This window comes from Kribbella alba (assembly GCF_039529635.1).
GTDB lineage: Bacteria > Actinomycetota > Actinomycetes > Propionibacteriales > Kribbellaceae > Kribbella > Kribbella alba.
This window is the reverse complement of record NZ_BAAANE010000004.1, coordinates 109,216-133,260: the sequence shown is the minus strand read 5'-3', so window position 1 is coordinate 133,260 and position 24,045 is coordinate 109,216. Positions and strand designations below refer to the sequence as shown.

At 67.2% G+C, this 24,045-nt stretch carries 27 protein-coding genes; 9 read left to right on the top strand and 18 right to left on the bottom strand.

From position 1 onward, the window contains the following. Positions 1–5: 5 nt before the first annotated feature. The 3 genes from hydA to ABD210_RS07270 all read right to left on the bottom strand — a co-directional run bounded on the left by hydA (position 6) and on the right by ABD210_RS07270 (position 2,718). Positions 6–1,412: a dihydropyrimidinase gene (hydA, locus tag ABD210_RS07280; RefSeq protein ID WP_344110110.1), complete on the bottom strand. Its 1,407-nt coding sequence runs from the start codon at positions 1,410–1,412 to the stop codon at positions 6–8. A gap of 13 nt (positions 1,413–1,425) precedes the next feature. Beyond that, entirely contained in the window at positions 1,426–2,265 is an 840-nt protein-coding gene (locus tag ABD210_RS07275) for a nitrilase-related carbon-nitrogen hydrolase (protein ID WP_344110109.1), read from the bottom strand. A gap of 267 nt (positions 2,266–2,532) precedes the next feature. Then, positions 2,533–2,718: a hypothetical protein gene (locus tag ABD210_RS07270; protein ID WP_344110107.1), complete on the bottom strand. Its 186-nt coding sequence runs from the start codon at positions 2,716–2,718 to the stop codon at positions 2,533–2,535. 140 nt (positions 2,719–2,858) lie between these two features. On the opposite strand from ABD210_RS07270, the gene ABD210_RS07265 reads away from it, so the two are divergent. After that, the gene (locus ABD210_RS07265; protein ID WP_344110106.1) at positions 2,859–3,278 is read left to right on the top strand and encodes an SRPBCC family protein; all 420 of its coding nucleotides are present in this window, start codon (positions 2,859–2,861) and stop codon (positions 3,276–3,278) included. Next, positions 3,275–3,811: a TetR/AcrR family transcriptional regulator gene (locus ABD210_RS07260; protein ID WP_344110104.1), complete on the top strand. Its 537-nt coding sequence runs from the start codon at positions 3,275–3,277 to the stop codon at positions 3,809–3,811. The genes ABD210_RS07265 and ABD210_RS07260 overlap by 4 nt, the downstream gene beginning before the upstream one ends. 2 nt (positions 3,812–3,813) lie before the next feature. On the opposite strand, the gene ABD210_RS07255 is transcribed toward ABD210_RS07260, so the two are convergent. Then, complete coding sequence (locus tag ABD210_RS07255; RefSeq protein WP_344110103.1) at positions 3,814–4,986, bottom strand: serpin family protein; 1,173 nt, start codon at positions 4,984–4,986, stop codon at positions 3,814–3,816. A gap of 153 nt (positions 4,987–5,139) precedes the next feature. Here ABD210_RS07255 and ABD210_RS07250 point away from each other — a divergent pair, with 153 nt between their 5' ends. After that, positions 5,140–6,246, top strand: coding sequence for a permease (locus ABD210_RS07250; protein WP_344110102.1), 1,107 nt, complete (start codon positions 5,140–5,142; stop codon positions 6,244–6,246). After that, on the top strand, positions 6,243–6,974 hold the full coding sequence (locus ABD210_RS07245; RefSeq protein WP_344110101.1) for a TIGR03943 family putative permease subunit: 732 nt from the start codon (positions 6,243–6,245) through the stop codon (positions 6,972–6,974). The genes ABD210_RS07250 and ABD210_RS07245 overlap by 4 nt, the downstream gene beginning before the upstream one ends. Here the strand turns inward: ABD210_RS07245 and ABD210_RS07240 are convergent. Then, on the bottom strand, positions 6,958–7,866 hold the full coding sequence (locus ABD210_RS07240) for an EamA family transporter (protein ID WP_344110100.1): 909 nt from the start codon (positions 7,864–7,866) through the stop codon (positions 6,958–6,960). The two genes, ABD210_RS07245 and ABD210_RS07240, sit on opposite strands and share 17 nt — an antisense overlap. Before the next feature lie 74 nt (positions 7,867–7,940). Between ABD210_RS07240 and ABD210_RS07235 the strand changes: the two genes are divergently transcribed. After that, positions 7,941–8,849 carry a LysR family transcriptional regulator gene (locus tag ABD210_RS07235; protein ID WP_344110098.1) on the top strand — a complete coding sequence of 303 codons (909 nt, stop codon included), beginning with the start codon at positions 7,941–7,943 and terminating at the stop codon, positions 8,847–8,849. 76 nt (positions 8,850–8,925) lie between these two features. Here the strand turns inward: ABD210_RS07235 and ABD210_RS07230 are convergent, their stop codons facing one another. Continuing rightward, positions 8,926–9,825: a helix-turn-helix transcriptional regulator gene (locus ABD210_RS07230; RefSeq protein WP_344110097.1), complete on the bottom strand. Its 900-nt coding sequence runs from the start codon at positions 9,823–9,825 to the stop codon at positions 8,926–8,928. A 113-nt stretch (positions 9,826–9,938) separates the two neighbouring features. Here ABD210_RS07230 and ABD210_RS07225 point away from each other — a divergent pair, with 113 nt between their 5' ends. Next, the gene (locus tag ABD210_RS07225) at positions 9,939–11,393 is read left to right on the top strand and encodes an MFS transporter (protein WP_344110096.1); all 1,455 of its coding nucleotides are present in this window, start codon (positions 9,939–9,941) and stop codon (positions 11,391–11,393) included. Here the strand turns inward: ABD210_RS07225 and ABD210_RS07220 are convergent. The 9 genes from ABD210_RS07220 to ABD210_RS07180 all read right to left on the bottom strand — a co-directional run bounded on the left by ABD210_RS07220 (position 11,390) and on the right by ABD210_RS07180 (position 18,137). After that, positions 11,390–12,172: a pentapeptide repeat-containing protein gene (locus ABD210_RS07220; RefSeq protein ID WP_344110095.1), complete on the bottom strand. Its 783-nt coding sequence runs from the start codon at positions 12,170–12,172 to the stop codon at positions 11,390–11,392. The genes ABD210_RS07225 and ABD210_RS07220 overlap by 4 nt on opposite strands. Beyond that, positions 12,172–13,293, bottom strand: coding sequence for a peptide chain release factor 2 (prfB, locus tag ABD210_RS07215; RefSeq protein WP_344110094.1), 1,122 nt, complete (start codon positions 13,291–13,293; stop codon positions 12,172–12,174). Before prfB ends, ABD210_RS07220 begins: the two co-directional genes overlap by 1 nt. A gap of 215 nt (positions 13,294–13,508) precedes the next feature. Further along, positions 13,509–13,907: a Tad domain-containing protein gene (locus tag ABD210_RS07210; RefSeq protein WP_344110092.1), complete on the bottom strand. Its 399-nt coding sequence runs from the start codon at positions 13,905–13,907 to the stop codon at positions 13,509–13,511. 83 nt (positions 13,908–13,990) lie between these two features. Beyond that, a complete protein-coding gene (locus ABD210_RS07205; RefSeq protein WP_344110090.1) occupies positions 13,991–14,404 on the bottom strand; it encodes a hypothetical protein in 414 nt (137 codons plus the stop codon). Between the two features lie 41 nt (positions 14,405–14,445). Then, positions 14,446–14,835 carry a TadE family protein gene (locus tag ABD210_RS07200; protein ID WP_344110088.1) on the bottom strand — a complete coding sequence of 130 codons (390 nt, stop codon included), beginning with the start codon at positions 14,833–14,835 and terminating at the stop codon, positions 14,446–14,448. After that, entirely contained in the window at positions 14,832–15,050 is a 219-nt protein-coding gene (locus ABD210_RS07195) for a hypothetical protein (RefSeq protein ID WP_344110086.1), read from the bottom strand. The genes ABD210_RS07200 and ABD210_RS07195 overlap by 4 nt, the downstream gene beginning before the upstream one ends. 14 nt (positions 15,051–15,064) lie before the next feature. After that, positions 15,065–16,003 (bottom strand): type II secretion system F family protein, encoded by a 939-nt coding sequence (locus ABD210_RS07190; protein ID WP_344110084.1) that lies wholly within the window; start codon positions 16,001–16,003, stop codon positions 15,065–15,067. Then, the gene (locus tag ABD210_RS07185) at positions 16,000–16,860 is read right to left on the bottom strand and encodes a type II secretion system F family protein (protein WP_344110082.1); all 861 of its coding nucleotides are present in this window, start codon (positions 16,858–16,860) and stop codon (positions 16,000–16,002) included. Before ABD210_RS07185 ends, ABD210_RS07190 begins: the two co-directional genes overlap by 4 nt. After that, a complete protein-coding gene (locus ABD210_RS07180; protein ID WP_344110080.1) occupies positions 16,860–18,137 on the bottom strand; it encodes a TadA family conjugal transfer-associated ATPase in 1,278 nt (425 codons plus the stop codon). Before ABD210_RS07180 ends, ABD210_RS07185 begins: the two co-directional genes overlap by 1 nt. A gap of 288 nt (positions 18,138–18,425) precedes the next feature. Between ABD210_RS07180 and ABD210_RS07175 the strand changes: the two genes are divergently transcribed. Together ABD210_RS07175 and ABD210_RS07170 are read left to right on the top strand one after the other, a co-directional pair. Next, the gene (locus tag ABD210_RS07175; protein WP_344110078.1) at positions 18,426–18,926 is read left to right on the top strand and encodes a SigE family RNA polymerase sigma factor; all 501 of its coding nucleotides are present in this window, start codon (positions 18,426–18,428) and stop codon (positions 18,924–18,926) included. A gap of 23 nt (positions 18,927–18,949) precedes the next feature. Continuing rightward, the gene (locus tag ABD210_RS07170; protein WP_344110076.1) at positions 18,950–20,218 is read left to right on the top strand and encodes a hypothetical protein; all 1,269 of its coding nucleotides are present in this window, start codon (positions 18,950–18,952) and stop codon (positions 20,216–20,218) included. Between the two features lie 39 nt (positions 20,219–20,257). Here the strand turns inward: ABD210_RS07170 and ABD210_RS07165 are convergent, their stop codons facing one another. The 3 genes from ABD210_RS07165 to ABD210_RS07155 are packed head-to-tail and all read right to left on the bottom strand — an operon-like array spanning position 20,258 to position 22,862. Then, positions 20,258–21,004 (bottom strand): GntR family transcriptional regulator, encoded by a 747-nt coding sequence (locus ABD210_RS07165; RefSeq protein ID WP_344110074.1) that lies wholly within the window; start codon positions 21,002–21,004, stop codon positions 20,258–20,260. Between the two features lie 53 nt (positions 21,005–21,057). Next, entirely contained in the window at positions 21,058–21,831 is a 774-nt protein-coding gene (locus ABD210_RS07160) for a TIM barrel protein (RefSeq protein WP_344110072.1), read from the bottom strand. Continuing rightward, a complete protein-coding gene (locus ABD210_RS07155) occupies positions 21,828–22,862 on the bottom strand; it encodes a Gfo/Idh/MocA family oxidoreductase (protein WP_344110070.1) in 1,035 nt (344 codons plus the stop codon). Before ABD210_RS07155 ends, ABD210_RS07160 begins: the two co-directional genes overlap by 4 nt. 117 nt (positions 22,863–22,979) lie before the next feature. On the opposite strand from ABD210_RS07155, the gene ABD210_RS07150 reads away from it, so the two are divergent. Beyond that, complete coding sequence (locus ABD210_RS07150; RefSeq protein ID WP_344110068.1) at positions 22,980–23,960, top strand: LacI family DNA-binding transcriptional regulator; 981 nt, start codon at positions 22,980–22,982, stop codon at positions 23,958–23,960. The last annotated feature ends 85 nt before the right edge of the window (positions 23,961–24,045 follow it).

Genomic DNA, 24,045 nt, shown 5'->3' with positions numbered 1-24,045 from the left:
CCCCTTCAGACCAGGTACGTGGACAACCCGCGGCGCAGGTAGCGCCCATGACCCTTGCGGCCATGGTAGTTGCCATCAGCCACGATCACGCTGCCGCGCGAGATCACCGTGCCCACCCGGCCCGCGATCTCCACTCCTTCGTACGCCGAGTGGTCCATGTTCATGTGGTGTGTCTCGACGCTGATCCGGGTGGTCCCGTGCGGGTCGTAGATCACCAGGTCGCCGTCCGAGCCGGGCTGGATCACGCCCTTCTGCGGATAGAGCCCGAACATTCTGGCCGGGGTCGTCGAGATCGTCTCCACCCAGCGCTCGAGCGAGATCTGCCCGTCCACGACGCCTTGGTAGATCAGGTCCACCCGGTGCTCGACACCGCCGATGCCGTTCGGGATCTTGGAGAAGTCGCCGCGCCCGAGTTCCTTCTGGTCCTTCATGCAGAACGGGCAGTGGTCGGTCGACACGATCGCCAGATCGTTGCTCCGCAGCCCCTTCCACAGATCCTTCGCGTGCGGCTCGTGCTTGCTGCGCAACGGCGTCGAGCAGACCCACTTCGCGCCCTCGAACCCGGGCGCGCCGAGCTGGTCCTCCAGCGTCAGATACAGGTACTGCGGGCAGGTCTCCGCAAACACGTTCCGCCCTTGGTCCCGAGCCGCGGCGACATGTTCCAGGGCCTGGCTCGCGGACAGGTGCACGATGTAGAGCGGGCAGTCCTGGGCCACCTCGGCCAGCGCGATCGCCCGGTTGGTCGCCTCGGCCTCCAACGCGGCCGGCCGGGTGATCCCGTGGTAGATCGGATCCGTCTCGCCGCGCGCGAGCGCCTGCTGGACGAGCACGTCGATCGCGATGCCGTTCTCCGCGTGCATCATGATCATCGCGCCGTTCTCCCGCGCGGACTGCATCGCCCGCAGGATCTGGCCGTCGTCGGAGTAGAAGACGCCCGGATACGCCATGAACAGCTTGAAACTGGTGATCCCCTCGTCGGAGACCAACTGGTCCATCGCCTTGAGCGCGTCGTCGTCGACCCCGCCGAGAATCATGTGGAACGCGTAGTCGATGTGACAGTTGCCGTCGGCCTTGGCGTGCCAGGCGGCCAACCCGTCCTGCACGACCTCACCGGTCCGCTGTACTGCGAAGTCGATGATCGTGGTGGTCCCGCCCCAGGCAGCCGCCCTGGTCCCGGTCTCGAAGGTGTCACTGGCCGCCGTCCCACCGAACGGCAACTCCATATGCGTATGCGCGTCGATACCGCCCGGGATCACATACTTGCCGGTGGCATCGATCACCTCGTCCGCCTGGACCGTGGGGCTGTACGCCGGATCCAGTACGGCGACGATCTTCTCGCCCTCGATCAGGACATCGGCGAGCTGCGTGCCGGTCGCCCCGACGACGATTCCACCCTTGACCAGCAACGACATCTCGCGACTCCTCCTAGGGTTTGGTCAGGTCTCCGTATGAGTCAGGTCGACGGTCGCGGTAGAACTGCCAGCGATCGCGGACCGTGTCGAGCAGACTCAGGTCGAGGTCGCGCACGATCAGCTCGGGGTCGTGGTCATGCCCGACCTCCCCGACGAACTTGCCTTCGGGGTCGACGAAGTACGACGTACCGTAGAAGTCGTTGTCGCCGAACTCCTCCACGCCGACCCGGTTGATCGCGCCGATGAAGTACTCGTTCGCCACGGCCGAGGCCGGCTGCTCGAGCTTCCACAGGTACGACGAGAGGCCGCGGCTGGTCGCCGACGGGTTGAACACGATCTTGGCTCCGGCCAGGCCGAGCGCGCGCCATCCTTCGGGGAAGTGCCGGTCGTAGCAGATGTACACGCCGATCCGCCCGACCGCGGTGTCGAACACCGGGTAGCCGAGGTTGCCGGGGCGGAAGTAGAACTTCTCCCAGAACCCCTTCACCTGCGGGATGTGGTTCTTCCGGTACTTGCCGAGATACTTGCCGTCAGCATCGATCACGGCGGCCGTGTTGTAGAGCACGCCGGGCTGCTCCTGCTCGTACACCGGCAACACCATCACCAACCCGAGCTCCGCGGCCAACGCCTGGAACCGCTCCACGGTTGGCCCCGGCACCGACTCGGCGTACTCGTAGAACTTGGGATCCTGCAGCTGGCAGAAGTACGGCCCGTAGAACAGCTCCTGGAAACAGATCACCTGAGCCCCGGCCGCCGCCGCCTGCCGCGCATAGTCCTCGTGCGCCTTCGTCATGGACTCCTGATCCCCGGTCCAAGCCGCCTGCACCAACGCCGCCCGCACAACCTCCGCCATACCAACCTCCCTAGCCGAGCCCTCATGCTCCATCCCCTCCCCCAGCCCCGTCAACGATTGCCGAAAAGACAACCCGGAAGCACCGCGGGGAGCGGCTAGCTGGACGCGGCCGCCGACTGCTGCTCGGTTGTCGGGGAGCTGGGTGGTATGGAGGTGGGAGCCGGCGCCTTGGCTTAGGTGGAGGGTGCGGGAGTCGGGCCGGAGGGGTCGACGAAAACCCGCACGACGTCTGCCTCGACGTTGGTCATGCGGCGGTCTACCGGAGGGTCAGAAGACGAGGATCGCGGCGATGACGGCGATCAGGACGATGACGCCGCCCACGATGGCCAGGGTGCGACCGTTCACCTTCGGCTCTTCGGTGGCTTCGGCCTGGCCCTCGTTGACGAAGGCGCGGAACATCTGCGTGCTCGCACCCGGGTCCTGCTCGTTCTCCGTGGCGTTCTGGTCAGTCATACCGCAGACCCTACCGGTGCCCCCGGACCGCCAGCACTCACCATCTGCGGTTCTGACCTGCCTCTTACGCTCCGTACGCCGCCCTTGCACGCTCACCTGACCCCTTGGTGAGTGCCGCAAGTCCGTGTACCATTTGGTACATGCGCTTCGATCGCTCCATCACCGTCCAGGCCCCGGCGGAACGCGTCTGGGAGGTGTTCAGCGATGTCGCCAAGTGGCCCGAGTGGACACCGACGGTCGACGCGGTCGAGCGGCTCGACGAGGGCAGGATCCACATCGGCGCCCGGACCCGCGTCCGCCAGCCCAAGCTCCCCGTGGCGATCTGGGAGGTGACCGAACTGGTCGAGGGCGAGTACTTCGAATGGGTGTCCCGCGCGCCCGGCATCAAGACCACCGGCGGCCACCGGGTCGTCACCACGCCCGAGGGCACGGTGGCCACGGCGACGATCATCCAGGAGGGGCCACTCGGCTGGCTGTTCGGCAAGCTCTACGCGGGCCTCACCAAGCGGTACATCGCGCTCGAGACCGAGAGCCTGAAGAAGGTCAGCGAGCAGGCGTGAGCCGCGACAGCCTGCTCGCGGACGCCGTCGAGCACTTCGCGAAGAACGGCATCGGCGACGCCAGCCTGCGAACCATCGCGGCCGCGATCGGTACCAGCCACCGGATGCTGATCTACCACTTCGGCTCCCGCGAAGGCCTGCTCGCCGAGGTGGTCCGGACGGTTGAGCAGCAACAACGTGACCTCCTCGCGTCCCTCGGCACGGGATCGGTCGCAGAGCAAGCCGAGGAATTCTGGCGAAGAGTCACCGAGGCCGCGCTCATCTACGGCCCGCTGTTCTTCGAGTTGTCAGCGCACGCCATGCAGGACAAGCCGCACACCGAGGCACTCAAAGCGGACCTCATCAACGTCTGGCTCCCGCCGCTGACCGACCTCTGCATCCGAGCGGGGATCCCCCGGGACCAAGCCCCGGCGTACGCGCGTCTGGGCCTCGCCGCATCGCGTGGCCTACTCTTCGACCTGCTCCTCACCGGCGACCATCAAGGCGTCGACGAGGCCTCAGCTCTGCTCAACCGGCTCTTCGCCCTGCCCTAGACCTACTCCGGCTCTGTCGGTTGGTCGATCCAGCCGGCGACAACAGGCAGGCGGGATTCGCGGAGGACGGCGACGAAGCCGAACGGCCGGTCAAGCTCCACGTCCAGCCGGCGTTCCTGGTTGGTCGGCATGGAGGCGCGCATCAGACCCATGGCGGTCACGGCCGCCGCCTCGAACCCGGTCGCGAAGAACCGCGCGAGCACGGTCTGCTTGGCCTGACCGACGACCAGCGGCTCGGGGCTGATGGCGCTGAAATGGCCACTCGGACCGGGGTCGGTCGTCACTGTGGTGAGTCCGAAGAGCTCCCGCTGGGCGAGCAGATCGTGTTCCACCTTCACGCTGAACGACGGCAGCGACAACTTCAACTCCGGTCCGGACGAGGTCGTCAGGCCGATCTTGATCGCCGGCGCGACCTCGTGCCCCGGTTGGCCTTGCTGGATCAACGCCCCGCCCGGCTGCCCGTCTTCCGGCTTCGCCGATGCTTCGAGCAGCCCAGCCAGTACTTCGGGTTGCGCCGCGCCGGATGCCCCGATTCCCAGCAGGACGTCCACATCGGCATCACCCTGCACGGTGATCACGGTCAACCCGTTCTCGTGCAGGCGAACCGCGTCGAGGTCCTGGTCGCTGCGCTCGAGCCAGTGCCACGAACCCCCTGACCACGGCCCGTCGTACACGCGCTTGATCTGCTCCTTGAACGGCCGCGTCCAGGTGGTCCGCAGCGAGAGGGCCGACGCGAGGACGACCGCGAGGTCCGGCGTGACCTCGATCGGCATCTCCCGGATCAGCCCGTCGGTGTGCTCCGCGGCCCACGCGTCGAGCTTGGCCTTGTCGGCGCTGAGATCCCCGGTGAGTGCGCCGGTCAGAGCAGCAGGTACGACGCTGTCGAACGACTCGCTCAGCTTCAACTGCTGATGAACCCACACGCCGAGCGCCGCATGGAGATCGGCTGACTCCTCGATCGCGCTCACCAACTCGAGCGCCTTCGCGGCGGCCCCGTCCGGCTCGACGCCGGCTGCGTCGGCGAGCTCAGTTCGACCCGGCTCATCCGCAGCAGTCGCCAGCAGCGCCAGCAACGGCCACAGCCCAAGGCCGGACACCACGGTGTTCCCAGGCTCCAGAGTCTTCGCCCAGCGAGTAGTGAGCGCGTTGACCGCTTCCACGACGTCAGCATCCATACCGTCCACCCTGCCACGCCGCTCGGTCACCACCACCTCGAACGCCGCAGCCGCCACGCGCCGGATGACTATTCGGCGAAATGACGGCGATTTCCCTTCGCGGGCACTTTGTGTGCTCGTGCCGATGCATTCCGCTGTGTCAGGATGCCGCCCATGAGCACGCCAGCCGACTCCGCCGAGGCGACGGAGGATCGGGAATCTGCCGCCACGACAGTGGATCCCGGACCACCGATCGGTCCTCCCCCGGTCCCGTCCGCGCCCTCCGCCGAGCCTGCTCACGACGAGTCTTCAGCGAAGGAGCCGGCGGGGTCCTCGATCGCGTTCACCGCGACCCTGATCGTGCTCGTCGGGCTGGCGTTGTTCGGGCGGAGGATCTTCGCCGGGCTGTTCACCGATGACGGCGTCCGGACCTGGGCGACGATGTTCGTAGGCGTCACCGTCCAGGCGATGCCGTTCCTCGTCCTCGGCGTCCTGCTGTCAGCCGCGCTCACCGCGTTCGTGCCCGCCTCGTTCTTCGCGAAGGCACTCCCCAAGCACCCGGCGCTCGCAGTACCGGTGGCCAGTGCGTCCGGCGTGATCCTGCCGGGCTGCGAGTGCGCGTCCGTGCCCGTCTCGGCCGCGTTGATGAATCGTGGCGTCACCCCGGCGGCGGCGATCGCGTTCTTGTTGTCGGCGCCGGCGATCAACCCGGTCGTGCTGGCGTCGACCGCGGTCGCGTTCCCCGGGCAACCCAAGGTCGTCGTCGCCCGGGCGCTCACGTCGCTGGCCGTGTCGATGATCCTTGGCTGGCTGTGGTTGCTGACCGGCAAGGGTTCCTCCTGGCTGAAGATGCCGAAGAACCGGCACGCCGAGGGCACCGCGAAGCTCGAGGTTTTCCGTTCGTCGATGCTGCACGACTTCCTGCACGCCGGCGGGTTCCTGGTCGTCGGTGCGGCAGCCGCAGCCACGCTGAACGTCGTCGTACCGCGGCAGTGGCTCGACCAGGTGGCAAGCAACCTGCTGATCTCGGTCGTCGTACTCGGGCTCCTCGCAGTGCTGCTGGCGATCTGCTCCGAGGCGGACGCCTTCGTGGCTGCGAGCCTGACCCAGTTCTCGTTGACCGCCCGGCTCGCGTTCATGGTGGTCGGGCCGATCGTGGACGTGAAGCTGATCGCCCTGCAGACGGGGACGTTCGGGCCGAGGTTCGCGGTCAGATTCGCGCCGGCCACCTTCGTGGTGGCGATCCTGTCCAGTCTTCTCGTCGGGTGGTGGCTGCTGTGAGGCGCAACGTCGCAGGACTGGTCGTCGTGTTCGTCGGCGCCGCCGTCGTCCAGCTCGCGACCTCCAACACCTACCTCCGCTACGTGAAGCCCGGCATGCGCTGGATGCTGCTCGCGGCCGGCGCGATCCTCATCGTTCTCGCCGTCGCCGACGTCCTCGCCGACACGCGCAAGACGCCCGCCACACAAGACGACGACGGGCCCGGACATGGACATGGACATGGGCATGGACACCTGTTGCCGCGCGCTGCCTGGCTGCTCGTGATCCCGATCTTCGCGCTCCTCGTCGTCGATCCACCAGCGCTGGGCGCCGACGCAGCCCAACGACAGTCCCCCGTCGCGGCGAAGCCGATCGCGCCAAAGGGCCAACCCTGGCTCGCGGACAGTGCGCAGGGCGACACCCCCGTACCGCTGGCCGTGCGCGACTACGCGGTCTACGCCGTCTGGGAGAGGGACAGCATGAAGGGCCGGAATTTCCAGCTGACCGGGTTCGTCACGCCGGGCAAGAACGGCACCTGGTACGTGTCGCGGATCGGCCTGACCTGCTGCGTGGCCGACGGCACCGCGTTCATGGTCGAGGCCCGCGGCCAGGCGGCGCCGCCGAAGAACCAGTGGGTCACCGTCACCGGCCAGTGGGCCGAGCCGACCAAGCGAGCCGACGGCGACGTCGCTGCCCTGACCGTCACCGGCGTGCGGAACGTGACGCCGCCCGCTAATCAGTACGAGTGAACGCCGGCATCAACTCGGCAGAGTCTGCCTTGCGCGGGGTTCGCCGGCGGATCACCGTGCAGGCCATGCCGCCGATGATCAGTGCCGCCGCGATTGCCTGTTGCGGGCCGACTGCCTCACCTCGCAGTACCCAGGCCGCGGCCATCCCGACCACCGGGACCAACAAGGAGAACGGCGCGACGGTGCTCGCGTCGTACTGGCGAAGCAGGAAGCCCCAAGCGCCGAACCCGAAGAGCGTGGCGACGAACGAGAGGTAGCCGATCGCGCCGATGCCGGTCAGGTCGATGTTGCCCAGAGCATCCAGATCGTCGTGCGCACCTTCGGTGAGGAGTGAGAGAAGAAGCAGCGGTACGACGGCGACGGCGCTGACCCAGACCATGAAGCGCAAGGTGTCCTGCGGCTTGGCATGTCGGGTGACGATGTTCGAGACGCCCCAGCAGGCGGCCGCCGCGATGACCAGGGCGACCGCGCCGAGCGGCGCGGCCAGTCCGTGGTCAATCACGATCAGCACCATGCCCGCGCAGGCGATCCCAATGCCCAGCAATTGCGTCTTCCGCGGCCGTTCCCGTAGCACCAGTACTGCGAACAGCAATGTGAAGATGACCTGGCTCTGCAGCACCAGCGAGGACAATCCGGCCGGTGCGCCGTGATCCATGCCGACGAAGAGCAGGCCGAACTTCGCCACCCCCAGCACCAAGCCGACCGCGATCACGTAACGCCAGGCGACCCGGGGCTTGCCGAGGATGAAGACAGCCGGGACCGCGGCGAAGAAGAAGCGCAGCGCGGAGAACAGCAGTGGCGGGAAGTCCTGCAGGCCGACCTCGATGACGACGAAGTTGACGCCCCAGACGATCGCGACGGCGACCGCCAGGAGGACGTGACGAGGGTTCATGGTCACCAAGTCTGGCCTGATCTACTGTTAAGGACTAGCGAATCCTGCTACCGCTGACACTGTAGGAGTGCTAAATGATCGACCTCGGCCGACTCCGAGCACTGCACGCCGTGGCGATCTACGGATCGGTCGGCAGCGCGGCCGACGCACTCGGCTATACCCCGTCGGCTGTCTCGCAACAACTGGCGAAGCTGGAACGCGAGACCCGCACGGTCCTGGTCGAGCGGCGTGGGCGCGGGATCGTCCTGACCGACGCGGCACTGCAACTCGCAGCGACCGCATCGCAGGTCCTGCAACTGGTGGAGAATGCAGAGCTGACCCTCGAGGAACAACGCGGCCAGGCGGTCGGCTCGCTGATCATCGCCGCCTTCCCCACCGCGGCCCGCGGCCTACTCCCCGCCGTGCTGCCCCAGCTGATCGGCCAGAACCCCGCCCTCGACGTACGGGTGACCGAGACCGATCCATTCGAGGCCGTCGCCGCGGTCAGCCGAGGCGAGGTACATGTGGCCGTAGTGCACGACTGGCACAACACCCCACTGACTCTGCCGGATGAGCTGTCCCGGGTAAAACTCGGCTCGGACCCCGCGGACATCCTGGTGCCTGCCACGCATCGCCTGGCAGGCAAGGAGTTCGTGCGTGCTGACGACTTGGTCCGTGAGCGGTGGATCTGCCAGCCGGTCGGGTCGATCTGCCACGACTGGCTGATCCGGACGATGCGCAGGGCCGGGGTCGAGCCGGAGGTCGCGTACTCCGTCGCCGAGTACCAGACCCAGCTGGCGATGCTTGCCCAAGGCATCGGGATCGGGTTGCTCCCACGGCTCGGCCGAGGACCCCTGCCGGACGGCGTGGTCGCAGTACCGTTGCAGCCGGCTCCGAGCCGGCGGCTGTACGCGGTCTGGCGCACAGCTACAGCGCGACGCCCAGCCGTCGCGGTCACCCTCGCCGCGCTCAAAGCCGGCTGGCGATTCCGCGACACCGCCTGATGGTGTGCGCTGGCGTCCAGCGTGCTGTTGGCCGCGACCGCCCGCCACGACCCCTGGCGCTTTAGGCAAGAGCCCTCTAACCGTTCACGAGTCTGTGCACCTTGGCTTCGGTTTCTTCGTCAGCGGGGGTGTAGATGGTGGCGCGGACGTGGCCGAGCTGGGAGAGCCACATGTTGACCGGCTCGATCTGGAGGACGCCGGCCTCCGGGTGTTCCAGGACCTTGATCTTGTTGCTTGGCGCCGCGACCTCGTAGCGGTCCCACAGTTCCGCGAACTCCGGTGAACTCGCCAGCAGCCTGTCGGTGAAGTCGTGCCAGATCGGCTCCCCGAGGTGGTCGGCCAAGGCGGCTCGATAACCCGCCACCAGGTGCAGCTTGATCGACTCGGAATCGACGAACGAGCACCGCCACTCCTGCGATACGAAGGTGAGCCAGAGCATGTTGCGCTCCTCGATCGGGATCGGTTCCAGATCGAGGATCACCTTGTTGTAGGCGTCGTTGAATGCGAGGACGTCGTAGCGGGCGTTGATGACCAGAGCCGGGTAAGGCTCGATCTGGTCGAGCATCCGCTGGATCGAGCCGGGCAGTGCGGCGCAATCACCCCTGCTCGGGCCGATCGCCATCCCGGCCAAGGTGTAGAGGTGGTTCCGCTCGAGCCTGTCGAGGCGGAGTGTGCGGGCGATGGCCTCGACCACCTGGGCCGAGACGTTGATGTCCCGGCCCTGCTCGAGCCAGGTGTACCAGGTGACACCGACCCCGGCGAGCTGCGCGACCTCCTCGCGCCGCAGGCCCGGCGTACGGCGTCTGCCGCCGGGGGCGAACCCGACTTCCTCCGGCTGGATCCGCTCGCGTCGACTCCGCAGGAACGCCGACAGCTCCCGGCGCCGCTCATGCTTGTCGAACTGCTTCGCGCCGCCGGCGGTGTCGAGGCGGTCGGCTCTGTCGGTGCTGACTGGCATGCTGGTCAGGAGACTCACCTCTTCATCGTCGCCCGTCTGCGGCGTTGATCATAGCCTGGTTCCAGGTGGTGTCGATACCAGGATAAGCAGGCTCTCACCACCAGGCTCCGAGCGGCCGCAGGCTGGTCGACATGACAGACCAGCTCGCCTCAGTCCGAGCGGCCGGCCCCGCTGCCGAGCCGCGCCCCACCGAACCGCCGGCCACGTCGCCGCTGGGGCCGGTGGCACTGACCACGCTTCTCTTCGGCGCCTTCCTGCCGATGCTCTCCTTCTTCATCATCAACGTCGCACTGCCCGCGATCGGGTCCGACCTGCACGCCTCGTCCGGCGAGCTCCAACTCGTCGTCGGCAGCTACGGCATCGCCAACGCCACTCTCCTGGTGGTCGGCGGCCGCCTCGGCGACGGGTTCGGCCGCAAGCGGTTGTTCCTGATCGGCCTGACCGGTTTCACCGTGATGTCGCTGATCTGCGCGATCGCCCCGACCATCGGCGTACTGCTGGCTGCCCGGGTCGTCCAGGGCGCGGCCGCTGCGGCCATGACTCCGCAGGTGCTCGCCTCCATCAGCAGTCTGCTCACCGGCGAACACCGCGCTCGCGCGATGGCGATGTTCGGTGTCGTCGGTGGTGCCGCGGCCGCGCTCGGCCAGATCCTGGGCGGTGTCCTGGTTGAGGCCAACGTTTTCGGCCTCGACTGGCGTGCTGTGTTCCTGGTGAACGTGCCAGTGGGCCTGGTCGCCGTTGGCGCGGCAATCAAGCTGCTGCCGGAGACCCGTGCGGACAAGGCGCCGCGAGTCGACCTCGTCGGAGCGGGTCTGCTCGCGCTGACGCTGGTGCTGCTGCTCCTGCCACTGACCGAAGGCCGTACGCTCGGCTGGCCACTGTGGACCTGGGTCTCCCTTGCGGCGACCATCCCGGCGGTTGTCCTGCTCGGCTTGCACCAGCACCGGTCTGAGAAGGCCGGCCAGGCTCCGCTGATCCCGCCAAGCGTGCTGCGGCTGAGGGCCATGCGCATCGGCCTGCTGCTGGCGGTCGGGTTCTTCACCACCTTCGGCGGCTTCATGTTCGTGTTCGCCCTGGCGACTCAGGGCGAGGCCGGGATGTCCCCGCTGGAAGGTGGCCTGAGCCTGCTGCCGATGGCTGTCGGCTTCCTCATCACGTCGGTCTACGGTCCCCGCTTGCAGCAGAAGTACGGCGCTGGGCTGATCCTCCGCGGCTGGATCGTGCAGTCCGTCGGGTACGCCGTACTGGCCGTGGTGGCCCTGACCGTGTGGCCTGACGTGACTCCGTGGACCCTGGCGGTGCCGATGTTGATCGCCGGATTCGGCAGCGGCCTGGTGATGGTCCCACTGATGGGCGTGGTCGTCGGCCAGGTCCCGCCGGCGCAGGCCGGGCTCGGCAGCGGGATCCTGCTAACCAGCCAGCAGACGTGTCTCGCGCTGGGCGCGGCAACCGTCGGTACGGCGTACCTGTCGCTGGCAGGAACGTCATGGGGCCAGGGCGGGGCGCTCGCTGCAGTAGCACTGGCGATCACCGCGATCTCCCTGCTGATGACCCCAGTCACGCAGCAGCTCAGGTCTTCCCGCTAGTCATTCCAGTGGCTCGGGCGGATCAGGGCCGGAGGGAGTTTGGTGCTGGAGTCGCCCCGGGCCGCATTGACCTGGGACTGAGTGAGGAACAAGGCGCCGGTGAGGTCGGCCCCGCGAAGATCGGCGTCCCGGAGGTCGGCGCCGATCAGGTCGGCCTTCCGAAGATCGGCGGCACGGAGATCGGCGGCGATCAGGTAGGCGCCGCGCAGATTGGCAGAGTGGAGATCCGCGCCGCGGAGCTTGGCCCCGAACAGGTCGGCTCCGCGGCGCTCCTTCTTCTTACTCTGCTTGCCGCGGACGAACTGGCTGGTCTTCAGCAACAACTCGTTGACCGATTGCCGCTCGGCCGCGAGATCGACAGTGGACAGATCCTGAAACGTGAGCTTCTCGACCTGAGCCAGCCGGTGATCGATCTCAGCGTGAATCGGCTGCGTCTGCTCGAGCTCGCGGGCTTCGGTCAGGTACCAGAGGAGTTCGTGCAGCTGCCGCATGATCGGCAAAGCCTCGAACATCTTCTGCCCTGGCTGATCCCGCCAGCTCGTCCCTGCGAGCCTGGAGATCTTCTGCCCCGCACCGAAGCAGTCATAAACCGTGCAGCCGCTGAAGCCCTTCGGCCGAAGCTGCTGGTGAATCCCGCAGCGGAAGTCTTCCTGCAGATTCGGGCAGGGATCGCCGGCGTCCTTGTCGATCGCGAAGTCCGCCGACTTCGAGAAGGTCAGCGCGACACAACAGAGCCCGAAGCAACTGCCGCAGTCCGCGCGGAGCTGTTCCCGGGACACTAGTTCTGTTCGGCGGCCGTCTGACCTGTACGGCGCCAACGGATGCCGGCCTCGATGAAGTCGTCGATCTCGCCGTCGAACACACCGCTGGTGTTACCCGACTCGTAGAGGGTCCGCAGATCCTTGACCATCTGGTACGGGTGCAGCACGTAGGACCGCATCTGGTCGCCCCACGAGCCCTGCACGTCACCGCGCAGCGCGTCGATCTGGGCCCGCTCCTCGGCCTTCTTCAGCGCGAGCAGCTTCGCCTTCAGGATCACCATCGCGCTGGCCTTGTTCTGCAGCTGCGACTTCTCGTTCTGGCAGGACACCACCGTGCCGGTCGGGATGTGGGTGATCCGGACCGCCGAGTCAGTGGTGTTGACGCTCTGACCACCCGGGCCGGACGACCGGTACACGTCGATCCGCAGTTCTTCCTCGGGCACGTCGATCTCGTCGGTCTGCTCGAGCACGGGGACCACTTCGACCGCGGCGAACGAGGTCTGCCGGCGCCCCTGATTGTCGAACGGCGAGATCCGGACCAGCCGGTGGGTGCCCGACTCGACGCTCAAGGTGCCATACGCGTACGGCGCCTTGATGCCGAACGTGGTCGACTTGAGCCCTGCCTCCTCGGCGTACGACGTGTCGTAGACCTCGCTCGGGTAGCCGTGCCGTTCGGCCCAGCGCAGGTACATCCGCTGCAGCATCTCGGCGAAGTCGGCGGCGTCGACACCACCCGCGCCGGACCTGATGGTCACCAGCGCCTCGCGTTCGTCGTACTCGCCGGACAAGAGCGTGCGGACCTCGAGCGACTGGATCGACTTGGTCAGCGACGCGATCTCACGCTCGGCCTCGGCCAGCGTGTCGGAGTCGTTCTCGTCCCGGGCCAGCTCCATCAGCACGCTCAGGTCGTCGATCCGGCTGCGCAGGCCCGTGACCCGGTCCAGGTCGGCCTCCAGCCTGGACAGCCGCGAGGTGACCTTCTGCGCGTTGGCCTGGTCGTTCCACAGGTCCGGTGCGGCAACCTGCTCGCCGAGGTCGGCAACCTCCCGGCGCATGCTGTCCAGATCGAGAACTTTCTCGATCGAGGTCAGGGTTGCGTCGAGTGCCTTCAGGTCAGCGTCGAAATCAGGTCCAGCCACAACCAAGCAGCCTACCCGTTAGCTGGTCACGGGGGTAAAAGCAGAGGCCACGGACAGCCTCGCCCCTCACGCTGAGCTGGTCCCCCTCCCCGCGCTGACCAGTTCATCGAGTGTGACCACCATGTCGCTGGGAAGCGCTTACCGGCTGACCCCGCCCTCCCGACGGGCTGCCCCGACTCCGCACATGGCCTGTCCTCGCCCGCCGACACACGCGCTCAACGAATCGGTACTACGGCCGCCGCGTCCGCGCCGATGTCCGCACTGCCCTCCCAACCGGGTGGTTCGAACGGCAGTTCGACCGACGAGGTGAGACGAACGGTGACGGTGGTCCCGGCGACGTCGGCCGACCAGTCGAACCCGTCGAACCGGTTGCTCGCAGCAACCGAGTCGAGGTACTCCGCGGTCAACCTGCGCGCCTGCTCCGGATCGATCTCCGCGTTGTCACCCTCGCCTGGCTGTGCGTAGATCGCGGCAAGACCGTTGGCTGCGGCAAGCACCGCACCATCGGCAGTCGCGTCCAGGTCTCGCCGGACCAGGAACACCTTGGAGATGTCTGTAACCACCACGATCATCAGCAACACGATCGCGGTGAACCCGATGATCAACACCGTCATCTGCCCACGCTCATCCCGCCCGTTCTCACCCGGGCAGCAGGGCATCACGCCTCTGCCCGCCTGCCCCCATGCTCTGAGGCGTTTCATCCGTCACCTTTGGCTTCGCGGTAGTCGCCGTAGGGCTCGGTGTGGACGGAACTGATGTGGATCGCCGGGCGCTCGCCTCCGAGTGCGTCGGGGATCAACGGCAGCGGCAGCTCCGTGTTCAGCTCGATGGTGACGGTCGAGCCAGGCTCCAAGCACGCCGGATCGCAGGTGATGCGCAGCTGATCCGGGTTCAGCTCGACGCCCTGGTCCTTCATCGCCAGCCGAGCGGCCTCAAAGGCTCGCGCCCGGGCATCGTCCTCCGAAAGACCCGCCGGGACGATGATGAACGCTCGACCAGCCGCACGGGCAGCAGCAGTCGCGCCGTACGAGGCTCGTTGCACGTCGAAAACCCCGAGCATCACGTAGATCAACGGAACCATCAACAGCAACGCAAGCCAAGAGAACTCCACCACCGCACTCCCACGCTGATCACGTCGATGCCCGGCGGGCCTCATTCACCGGTCTCCTTGATCGCGTGGCCCTCCACGGTGAAGCCGATCCCCGGGCCCCACAGACCGAGTGGCGGCATGTGCGCCTTCACCACGACACGGACACCCGGCTGCCCCTCGACATCAATCGGCTCGGCCGCGACCGACTCGATCAGCTCGGTGCGGACCACACCGTCGACGAGTTCCCGCGTCCGCGCCTCGCCGTCGCCAGGCTCGCGATTCAGCACGGCCGCGTAGTGCGCGCCCTCAGACGCCGCAGCAGTCACCGTGTTCCGCACATAGAGGAACAGCCCAACCTGCAGGATCCCCAGAAACAAAGGCACCACGAGCATCGACACCAGTACGAAGTCGACTACCGCCGCTCCGTGCTCACCCCGCCGCCGGGTGCTCACTTGTTGGTGACGGAGTCCAGGGCGTTCTGGAGCATGTCCTTCAACTGGGGCCCGGCCACTGCCCAGATCGCGACCACGAGGCCGGCAGTCATCACGGTGATCAGCACCCAGCCGGGGACGTCGCCGCGTTCCTTCCGCGCCGGTTGCGCCTTCATCAGCTGGGTCCGCAACAGCACCGCCAGCTTCAGGAACAGTCTGGTCAACAGCAGTGACATGGCATCTCCTCAGTTCATCCGGCGATCAGCCGGATTCCGACAGCGCCCGGATAGAAGGCGAAGGCGATCGCCACCGGAAGCACGAGAAACACCACCGGGACCATCATGGCAACTTCCCGGCGCGCGCCGGATTCGATCAGTTCACGTCGGCTCGCCTCGCGGATATCCCCCGCCTGGGCGCGCAGTACGTCGGCCAGCGGCGTCCCTCGCTCGAGGGCGACCGCCAGGCCGTCGGCGAATCGCGTCAGCGCCAGCAGGCCGCTTCGATCGGCCAACGCGTCGAGAGCGCGCACCAGCGGGTCACCCGCGCGGGTCTCGGCGAGCACCCGCTGCAACTCGTCGGCCAGTTCCCCGCGACACGATCGAGCCACCCGGTCGAGCGCAGCCGCAGGCCCCTCGCCCGCAGCCACGGATAACGCCAGAAGCTCTGCGACCGTTGGCAGTTCCGCGAGCAACCGAGCCTCGCGCCGCCGCACCTGCGCGGACAGATAGGTATCCCGCGACAACACCCCCAGTACTGCGAGCAGTCCGCTCAGCACGAGGAGTCCCACCGGGTTCCCGAGGCCGAGGGACAACGCGACCAAGGCGATCAGTAGGCCCACACCGAAGCCGCCCGCGCCCCACAGCACCTGCTCGATCCGGAATTCCTCGACTGTGCGGTCGATCCCGGCGCGCGACAGCCGCCGCCTGATCGAGGTCGCCCCACCGAGAATCCGTTCCAGCCGCACCGCACCGGCTCGCAGCGACGGACCGAACAATCGCACGATCGCGGAGAACGGTGAGCTCGAGTCGACCACGCCGAGGAACACGTCGGAGCCGCCGAGATCCCGCAGGTACGGCGCGATCCGGTCATCCACGGAAGGTTTCCGCAGGAACGGCAACCGGCGGACCACCAGCAGCAGACTTGCTCCGAAGAGTCCGCCCAGCAGGGCACCGAGCACGACCGGGTTCATCGCAACACCCGCTCAGGCTCAGGCAGTCGGCCTATCCGCAGCATCAGCCGGTAGGCGAGGACACAAACCACGGCACCGACACCGATGATCAACGCCCCGACCGGCGAGTTGTAGCGCTGGATCACGTCGCCCTGGAACGACAACATCCCGAGCACCAGCCAGGGAGCCGCCACCGCGACCCGGGCGCCGTTCACCGACCAGGATTGGCGCGACTCCAGCTCCGATCTGGTCCGCGCATCGTCTCGCAGGAAGCTCGACAGCGAACGCAGCAACCGCCCGAGGTCGCCGCCACCGACCTCGCGGGCGATCCGCAGCGCCTCGATCACGCGATCCCCGACCGGATCGGCGAGCCTTGCTTTCAACCGGTCCAGCGAATCCGCGAACCGTCCGGTCGAGGCATAGTCCGCCCCGAACCGGCGGAACGGCTCCCGCAACGGCAACGGTCCCCGCTCGCCGACCTGGGCCAACGCCTCCGATAAAGACAGCCCGGCCCGCACCGCGGAAGCGATGTTGTCAACCACGTCGGGCCACAGCTCGCGGAACTCGGCCAGCCGTTTTCGCGCCCGACTCTTCAGCAGCGCAACCGGAATCCCACCGGCCATCAGACCGAACACCAGCCCGATCGGTAGCGCGGCCGACACCACGAACATCAGCACGAAGCCGACCACCCCGGTCAGCAGGCAGGCGCCGATGAACGCGGCCGGTGTCACGCCTTCCACACCGGACCTGGCCAGCAACTCCCGACTACGCCTGATCAACCGTCCGTCGCCACGCGGCTTGGCGTCCGGCGGAACAACGAAGGACCAGCTGATCAGCAGCAAGCCGATCCCGAAGAACAGCCCGAGGAGGAGTCCCATCAGCTCACCCCACGCGGCAACTCGGTGAGCAGCCCGGCCGGCGAGTACCCCGCCTGCTGGAAGCGCTCCGGATGCGGCAGCTGCCCCTCGGCCCGCCGCAGATCCCCCTCGACGGTGCCGAACAACGTCTCGGTCTCGATCGTGTGCTCCTCGATCCGTCCGCTGACCGCGACGATCTCGCGCACCCGACGCTGCCCGTCCGCGCCGATCCCGAGATGAATCACCAGATCCACACAGCCGGCAACTGTGGGCAGGACGAAGCGGCTGCCGATGTTCTCGCCCGCCAGCAGGGGCAACGTGCACATCTTCGTCAACGCCTCACGTGCCGAGTTCGCATGGATCGTGCACATCCCAGGCAAACCACTGTTCAGCGCCAAGAGCAGGTCGAGGCACTCCTCGCCGCGGACCTCGCCGACGATCACGCGGGACGGACGCATCCGCAGGGATTCCTTGACCAGATCCCGCAACCGCACCTCGCCGGTGCCTTCGAGACCGGCCTGCCGGGTCTGCATCGAGACCCAGTCGGGAATCGGCAGCTTGATCTCGAAGACTTCCTCGCAGCTGATCACCCGCTCGCTGCCGGGGATCGAACCCGCCAGCGCATTCAGCATGGTCGTCTTGCCCGCCTGGGTGCCGCCGGAGACGAGAATGTTGAGACCGCAGGCGACTGCGGCGTCAAGCACCGCGGCGGCGTGCGGCGTGAGCGAGCCCAGCGAAACCAGATCGGCCAGCCTGGTCGCCCGGACGGTGAACTTGCGGATGTTGATCGCCGCATAGCGCTGGGTGATGCCGCCCAGCACGATGTGCACGCGGCTGCCGTCGGGTAGGCGCGCGTCCGTGAACGGCTGGGACACGTCGATCCGCCGCCCGGTCGTCTTCAGCATCCGCTCGACCAGCTCGGCGACCTCCTCCTCGGTCAGCACGGTGGTGGTCAGCTCGTGCCGCCCGTCGCGAGCGATGAACACCCGGCTCGGCTCGTTGATCCAGATCTCCTCGACCGCCGCATCATCGAGGTAGCGCTGCAGCGGCCCGAACCCGGCCACCCGGTCATGCACCTCGCGGCTGACCGCCTCCAGATCGCCGATTGGCGGCACGATCCCGGTCAGGCTGCGTTCGTCGTACTCCCGGACGACGGTGGCGACGATCGCGGTCACGGCGCCGGGATTGCGCAGCGGGTCGATGCCCTCGCGGCGGACCACGTCGCGCACCTGGGCGTCGATCAGCTCCAGCGCGCCGTCCCAGCCGGACCGGCGCGCGGCGAGTCTGTCGGCTGTCATGCGTCTCCCGTGTCCGTCCCGGCCGGCGACCACCTGATCACCGTGCGCGACCATCCTTTCAAGCCGGACCCATCCGCGCCAAGCCGCTTCCGAGAACCTGTGGATAACCCTCACACGGCAGAGGTTCACAGACGGTGTCCAGTCGCTCACCCCGGGATCCAGTGACGTCCAGTACTGCGCGCCTCGGTCACCCGGGCGCCGGCGGAACCATCGCGCCCGCAGTACGGGTGTGACACCAGCGGTGGCCCGATGCGTCGTACAGGGTGTGACCACGACGGAAAGGCAGCGATGAGACCGACCACGGACGACTTCGAGGAGTTCGCCAGAGCGCGAACGCCTCACTTGTACCGGACGGCCTGGCTGCTGGCGGGCGATCGGCACCACGCCGAGGACCTGCTCCAGGAGACGCTGGCGAAGATGTTCCGGGCCTGGCACGGGGTGCGGCGGATCGACAACCCGCAGGCCTACGCCCAGACCGTGCTGGCGCGCACGTTCATCTCGCAACGGCGTCGGCGCAGCTGGACCGAACAGCCGACCTCGACGCTGCCGGAACGAGCCGAGCGACCGGGCGATCCCGAGCTGCGGCTGTCCCTGCAGCAGGCGCTGGCCGAGCTGGCTCCCCTTGATCGCGCTGTCCTGGTGCTGCGGTTCTTCGAAGATCGCAGCGTCGAACAGGTCGCGCTCGATCTCGGCAAGAACGCCGGTGCGATCAGAACCAGGACCTCCCGCGCGCTGGAGCGCCTCCGGGTCGTCCTCGGCGATGACGCCGTCCACCTGATCGCACTCTGACCCGACGTACCAGGAGAACCTCCATGTCCGACCTGAAAGACTCCCTGCCCGACCTGATGCGCCGGGCCACCGAGCACCTCGAACCCTCCTCGACCGACCTGGTGGAACGCGGCATGCGTCGCGGGGTCACTCTGCGCCGCCGCCGTACTGCGCTGCTCGGTTTCAGCGGCGCCGGCGCCGTCCTGGCCACGGCCGGCATCGTGTTCGGCGGCAGCCAACTGTTCAACGGCAACGGCTCCGCCGAAGCACCGGTCGCGGGTACGCCGGGCGCTTCGGCGCAGTCGGCCAAATCCGGCAAGCCCGCCGGCCAGGCGGAAACTCTGGCCACGCTGCAGAACCTGCTTCCTGCGGACCTGAAGCAGACCAAGCCGCACACCTGGGGTTTCGACGGCTTCAACGGAGCATCCGTCATCGTTGACGACGGCAACGGCGCGTCCTTGGTCACGGCCACCGTGCAGACCGTCAACTACAAGAAGACCTGCGCCGACGTGGGGGTTCGCAACTGCAAGATCCAGGCGGACGGATCCGTGCTGGTCTCCTACGCCGACGAGCCGGTCTACCCCAACGGCGGGAACCCCGGCGGCGTGATCACGAACAGGGTCGAGCTCTACCGGCCGGACGGCTCGAACGTCAACCTGATGAGCCTCAACGGTCCGCAGGAGAAGGACGCCGAGCACACCCGTCCGAAGCCGGTGTTCTCCGTTGCCCAGCTGACCAAGTTGGCCGACAGCGAGCTGTGGGGGTTCCCACCGAAGCAGTCGGTACCGACTCCCACTGGTGGTCCGGTGTCGATCCAGGCCAAGCCGCCGATCGTTCCGCTGCCCACCACGCTCGCGACACTGAAGAAGGTGCTGCCGGGCTCGCCGCAGCTGATCAAGCCGACCACCTGGGGCGGCGGCAACGAGGGCTTCAACGGCGCCGCGTATGTCATCAACGACGGGAAGGGCGCGTCGCGGGTCGACGTGTTCCTCACGACTGATGCAGCGGTGTCCAAGTGCCCGCCGGAAGGCCTGCAGCACTGCACAGTGCGGTCGGACGGGTCCGTGCTCAGCTGGTCGAAGGACGCGCCCACCTACGCGGATGAGCGCAACAGCATCGAGGGCGTCCTGTCCAACGTCATCACGATCAACTACCCGGATGGTCGCTCCATCAGCATGACGAGCTACAACGCACCGCAGGAGAAGGGCTCCAAGCACACCCGGGTGAAGCCCGCCTACACAACCGACCAACTGACCGCCATGGCTGACAGCAAGCTCTGGAAGTTCCCGGGCGGCCGGTCGGCGACGAAGTAGGTGCTGCCCTCGTCCATCGCCGGCCTTCTGAGGGGTGGGTCAGCGGTGGACGAGGGTGTGTTCGAAGGCATAGCGGGACGCACGGAACAGGTGTCGCCCGTACTCCACAGCGCGACCGTGATCGTCGTAGGTGATCCGTGTCGTCGCAAGCAGTGGAGAGCCCGGCTCCTCCGACAGGAGCCGGGCTTGTTCGGGTGTAGCCGGCAGAGCCGAGATCGTCTGGTGCGCCACCTTCAGGCGAACCCCCTCGGCCCTGAGCAACTCGTAGAGTCCCTGGTCGGCCAGGGTGTTCGGGTGGTTCGTGTCGAGCATCTCTGGCGGCAACCAGTTGCGCATGAGGGCGAGCGGTTCGCCATCTGCTTGCCGGAGCCGCTCCAGCCGCAGTACGCGATCGCCCTCCTCGCATTGCAAGGCGATAGCCACCTCCGCGCTCGCAGGGGCGATACCGAACCGCAGCACCTCTGTCTGTGGTTTGCGGTGTGCCGCGGACAGGTCGTCGTACAGGCTGGTGAGCTCCAGCGAGCGCCGTACCTGCCCGGAGTTGCCTACTACCTGAGTACCGACGCCGCGCTTGCGCACCAGCAGGCCCTGGTCGACCAGGCGGGCTATGGCCTGGCGCACCGTGGGCCGGCTCAGGCCGTACGCCTCCGCGAGGTCCACCTCGTTGCTGAGCCGGGAACCGACCGGCAGCTCACCGCCCTGGATCGCCGCTTCGAGTTGCTGTGCTAGCTGTACGTGAAGCGGGGTACGGCTGGTGCGGTCAACGCTGACCTGGACGGTGCTCATGGGCACATCTTGGGGCGTCAGGGGCCCACCGTCGAGTCAGAGGCGGGATTTGATCAGATCTCTTCGTTTGTGAACGCGGCCCGGAACCTACGCAGCGCCAGGTCGCTGTCGCTTTGTGGAAAGGCCTCCAGCCCGACCGTGCCGTCATAGCCGAGCTGCCGCAGCGCCTCGGCGACGGCCGGATAGTTGATCTCGCCCGTGCCCGGTTCGTAGCGGCCGGGAACATCCGCGACCTGGATTTCACCGATGTAGGAAATGGCCTTCTCCAGCAGCGCGATCAGGTTTCCTTCGCCGATCTGCGCGTGGTAGAGATCCAGCATCATTCGGAGATTCGGGTGATCGACAGCCTTGACCAGCGCGAGGACGTCCTTCGCTTTCGCGAACGGCACGCCCGGATGGTCCACCTCGGTGTTGAGGTTCTCCAGCACGAACATGACGTCGTTGTCCTCCCCCAACTTCGCCAACCGTGCGAGCGTCTTCTCCGCGGCCAGCCACATCGCCCCTGTCATTTCGTACTGCGGGACGACGGGCAGGCCGCGATCGTCGAGTGCGCCGCCGTGCAGGTTGAGCCGCGGACAGTTCAGCCTCCTCGCCACCTCCACGGACTGCTCGGCTGTCTTGAGTAGTTCGTCCTGGTCATAGGTCAGCGAGCCGCTGACGTAGCCGGTCATCGACGAGAAGGTCGCCCCGGTAGCGATCAGCGCGTCGATGTCCTTGGTCGTCCAGTTCCAGATCTCCACCTCGAAACCGCCTCGGTGGATGCGCTCGATCCGTTGCGGCAACGGGAGATCCGTGAACACCATCTCGGCGCAGACCGCGAGCTTCACGCGAACTCCTTCAGCTGGACCGGCCGGCTTTCCTCGTGCGATTTCATCGCTGCGAGCGCGACCCGGAGTGCCCTGCGCGCAACTTCACCACCGGGCGACGGGGTCGTTTTGTTGCGGACCGCCGCGGCGAATTCGATGAGTTCCTCGGTATAGGCGTCCGCGAACATCTCCTCGTCGCTTCGGAGCGTCTGCTGCTGCAATCCTTCGGCGTTGTAGTGCACCAGCGGACTACTGGCATGGCGTCCCGCCGTCACCATGCCCTTCGAACCGAACACCTCGGCACGTACGTCGTACCCGTAGAGCGCGGAGAAATTCGCCTCCGCCGTCGCGATCGCGCCATTGTCGAACGTGATCATGACGACGGCTGTGTCGAGCAGCCCGTCCTTCTTGTACTGCGGGGCGACCAGGGCGTCGGCTTTCGTGTACACCTCGACCGGCTCGGCTCCTTCGTTCAGCCACAGCAGCGCGTCGAAGTCGTGGATCAACGTCTCGCGGAAGATCGTCCATGGCCGGACACCCGCCGCGTTGGAAAGCCCCGCGGGCCATCCCGGATCCCTGGTGATCGAGCGCATCAGCTGCGGAGTACCGATTCCGCCTTCCGCAATAACCTTCTTCGCTTGGGCGAAGTCCTTGGCGAACCTTCGATTGAAGCCGATCTGCAGCGGAACCTCCGCCTGCTTGACTGCAGCGATGGCGCGATCGATCTCCTCGAGATCAAGCGAGGCGGGCTTCTCGCTGAAGATCGCCTTGCCGGCCTGCGCCGCCTTGACGATCAGCTCGGAATGCGCCGCCGCGATCGCAGTGATCGCGACCGCGTCGATCTCGGGATCCTTCAACAGGTCGTCGACATCCAGTGCCTTCGCGTCGTACTGCGCCGCAAGGGCTCGCGCCGCTTCCTCCCGGGGGTCCGCCACGGCCATGAGCTCGGCCCCGGGGACCCGGCGTGCGATGTTCCGGGCATGCATCGCCCCGATCCGGCCCGCCCCGATCAATCCGAACCTGACCACCTGCAGCCCGTGATCCGTACGCATCCGCGGCTCCCCTTCGATCGCTTACGCTGTCGCTACTAGAGCGCTCTAGTCAGATGCTAGCGAACCCTGCTTTGATAGTGGCGTCAAGACCCGATCCAAGATGGGAAGCTGAACCGCATGGGCCGTCCGACCATGGAGGATGTCGCCGCGCTGGCCGGGGTCTCCCGCGCGCTCGTTTCGATCGTGTACCGCGATGCTCCCGGGGCGAGCGACGCCACCCGTGCCAGGGTGCTGGCGGCCGGCGCCGAACTCGGCTACCGCCCTGATCACCGAGCCCGCCTGCTCGGCCGTACGAGGACCCGCCTGCTCGGCGTGACCTTCGACGTACAGGCGAGTTTTCACGGGGACCTCGTCGAAGCCCTGTACACAGCCGCCGAATCCGCCGGCTATGACCTCGCTCTCAGCGCGGTCGCCCCCAGCCGCTCCGAGTCGCGAGCCGTCCAATCGTTGTTGGACTACCGCTGCGAGGCGCTGATCCTCCTGGGCCCGACCTTGAAGCCCTCGGCCCTGGCGGCCCTCGCCGAATCCCAACCCACCGTCGTAGTAGCCCGTAAAGTCAGGGCACCCGGCGTCGACGTAGTCCGCACCGACGACACCACCGGCTCCCGCCTAGCCGTTGAACACCTACTCGCCCTAGGCCACACCAAAATCGCGCACATCGACGGCGGCAAAACCCCAGGCAGCCCGGAACGCCGAACCGGTTACCGCAACACCATGCGCGCAGCACGCCTGACCCCGCTCATCGTCCCCGGCGGCCCCACCGAGGACGAAGGCGCCCGCGCGGCGAAAACCTTCCTCGACGACGCCCCGCGAGCAACCGCCGTCACGGTCTTCAACGACAGATCGGCAGTCGGGTTCCTCGACATCATCCGTCAGTCCAGGCGAGTCCCCGACGAGCTTTCCGTCATCGGCTACGACAACACCACTGTCGCCGCCCTCTCCCACATCGACCTCACCACCATCGCCCAAGACACCCCGCGCCTAGCCGCCCACGCCACCACCACAGCCCTGGCCCGCCTAGCCGGCACCCCGACCACCCCCGACCAGACAATCCCCCCGACCCTCATCCCCCGCACCACCACAGGACCCCCACGCTGACTCTACTGCCGGCCCGCGGACGACGGGCGTTCTCGGCGGATTTCAGGTCCAGCGAAACCTTCAATGAGTCACCAGGTTGAGTACC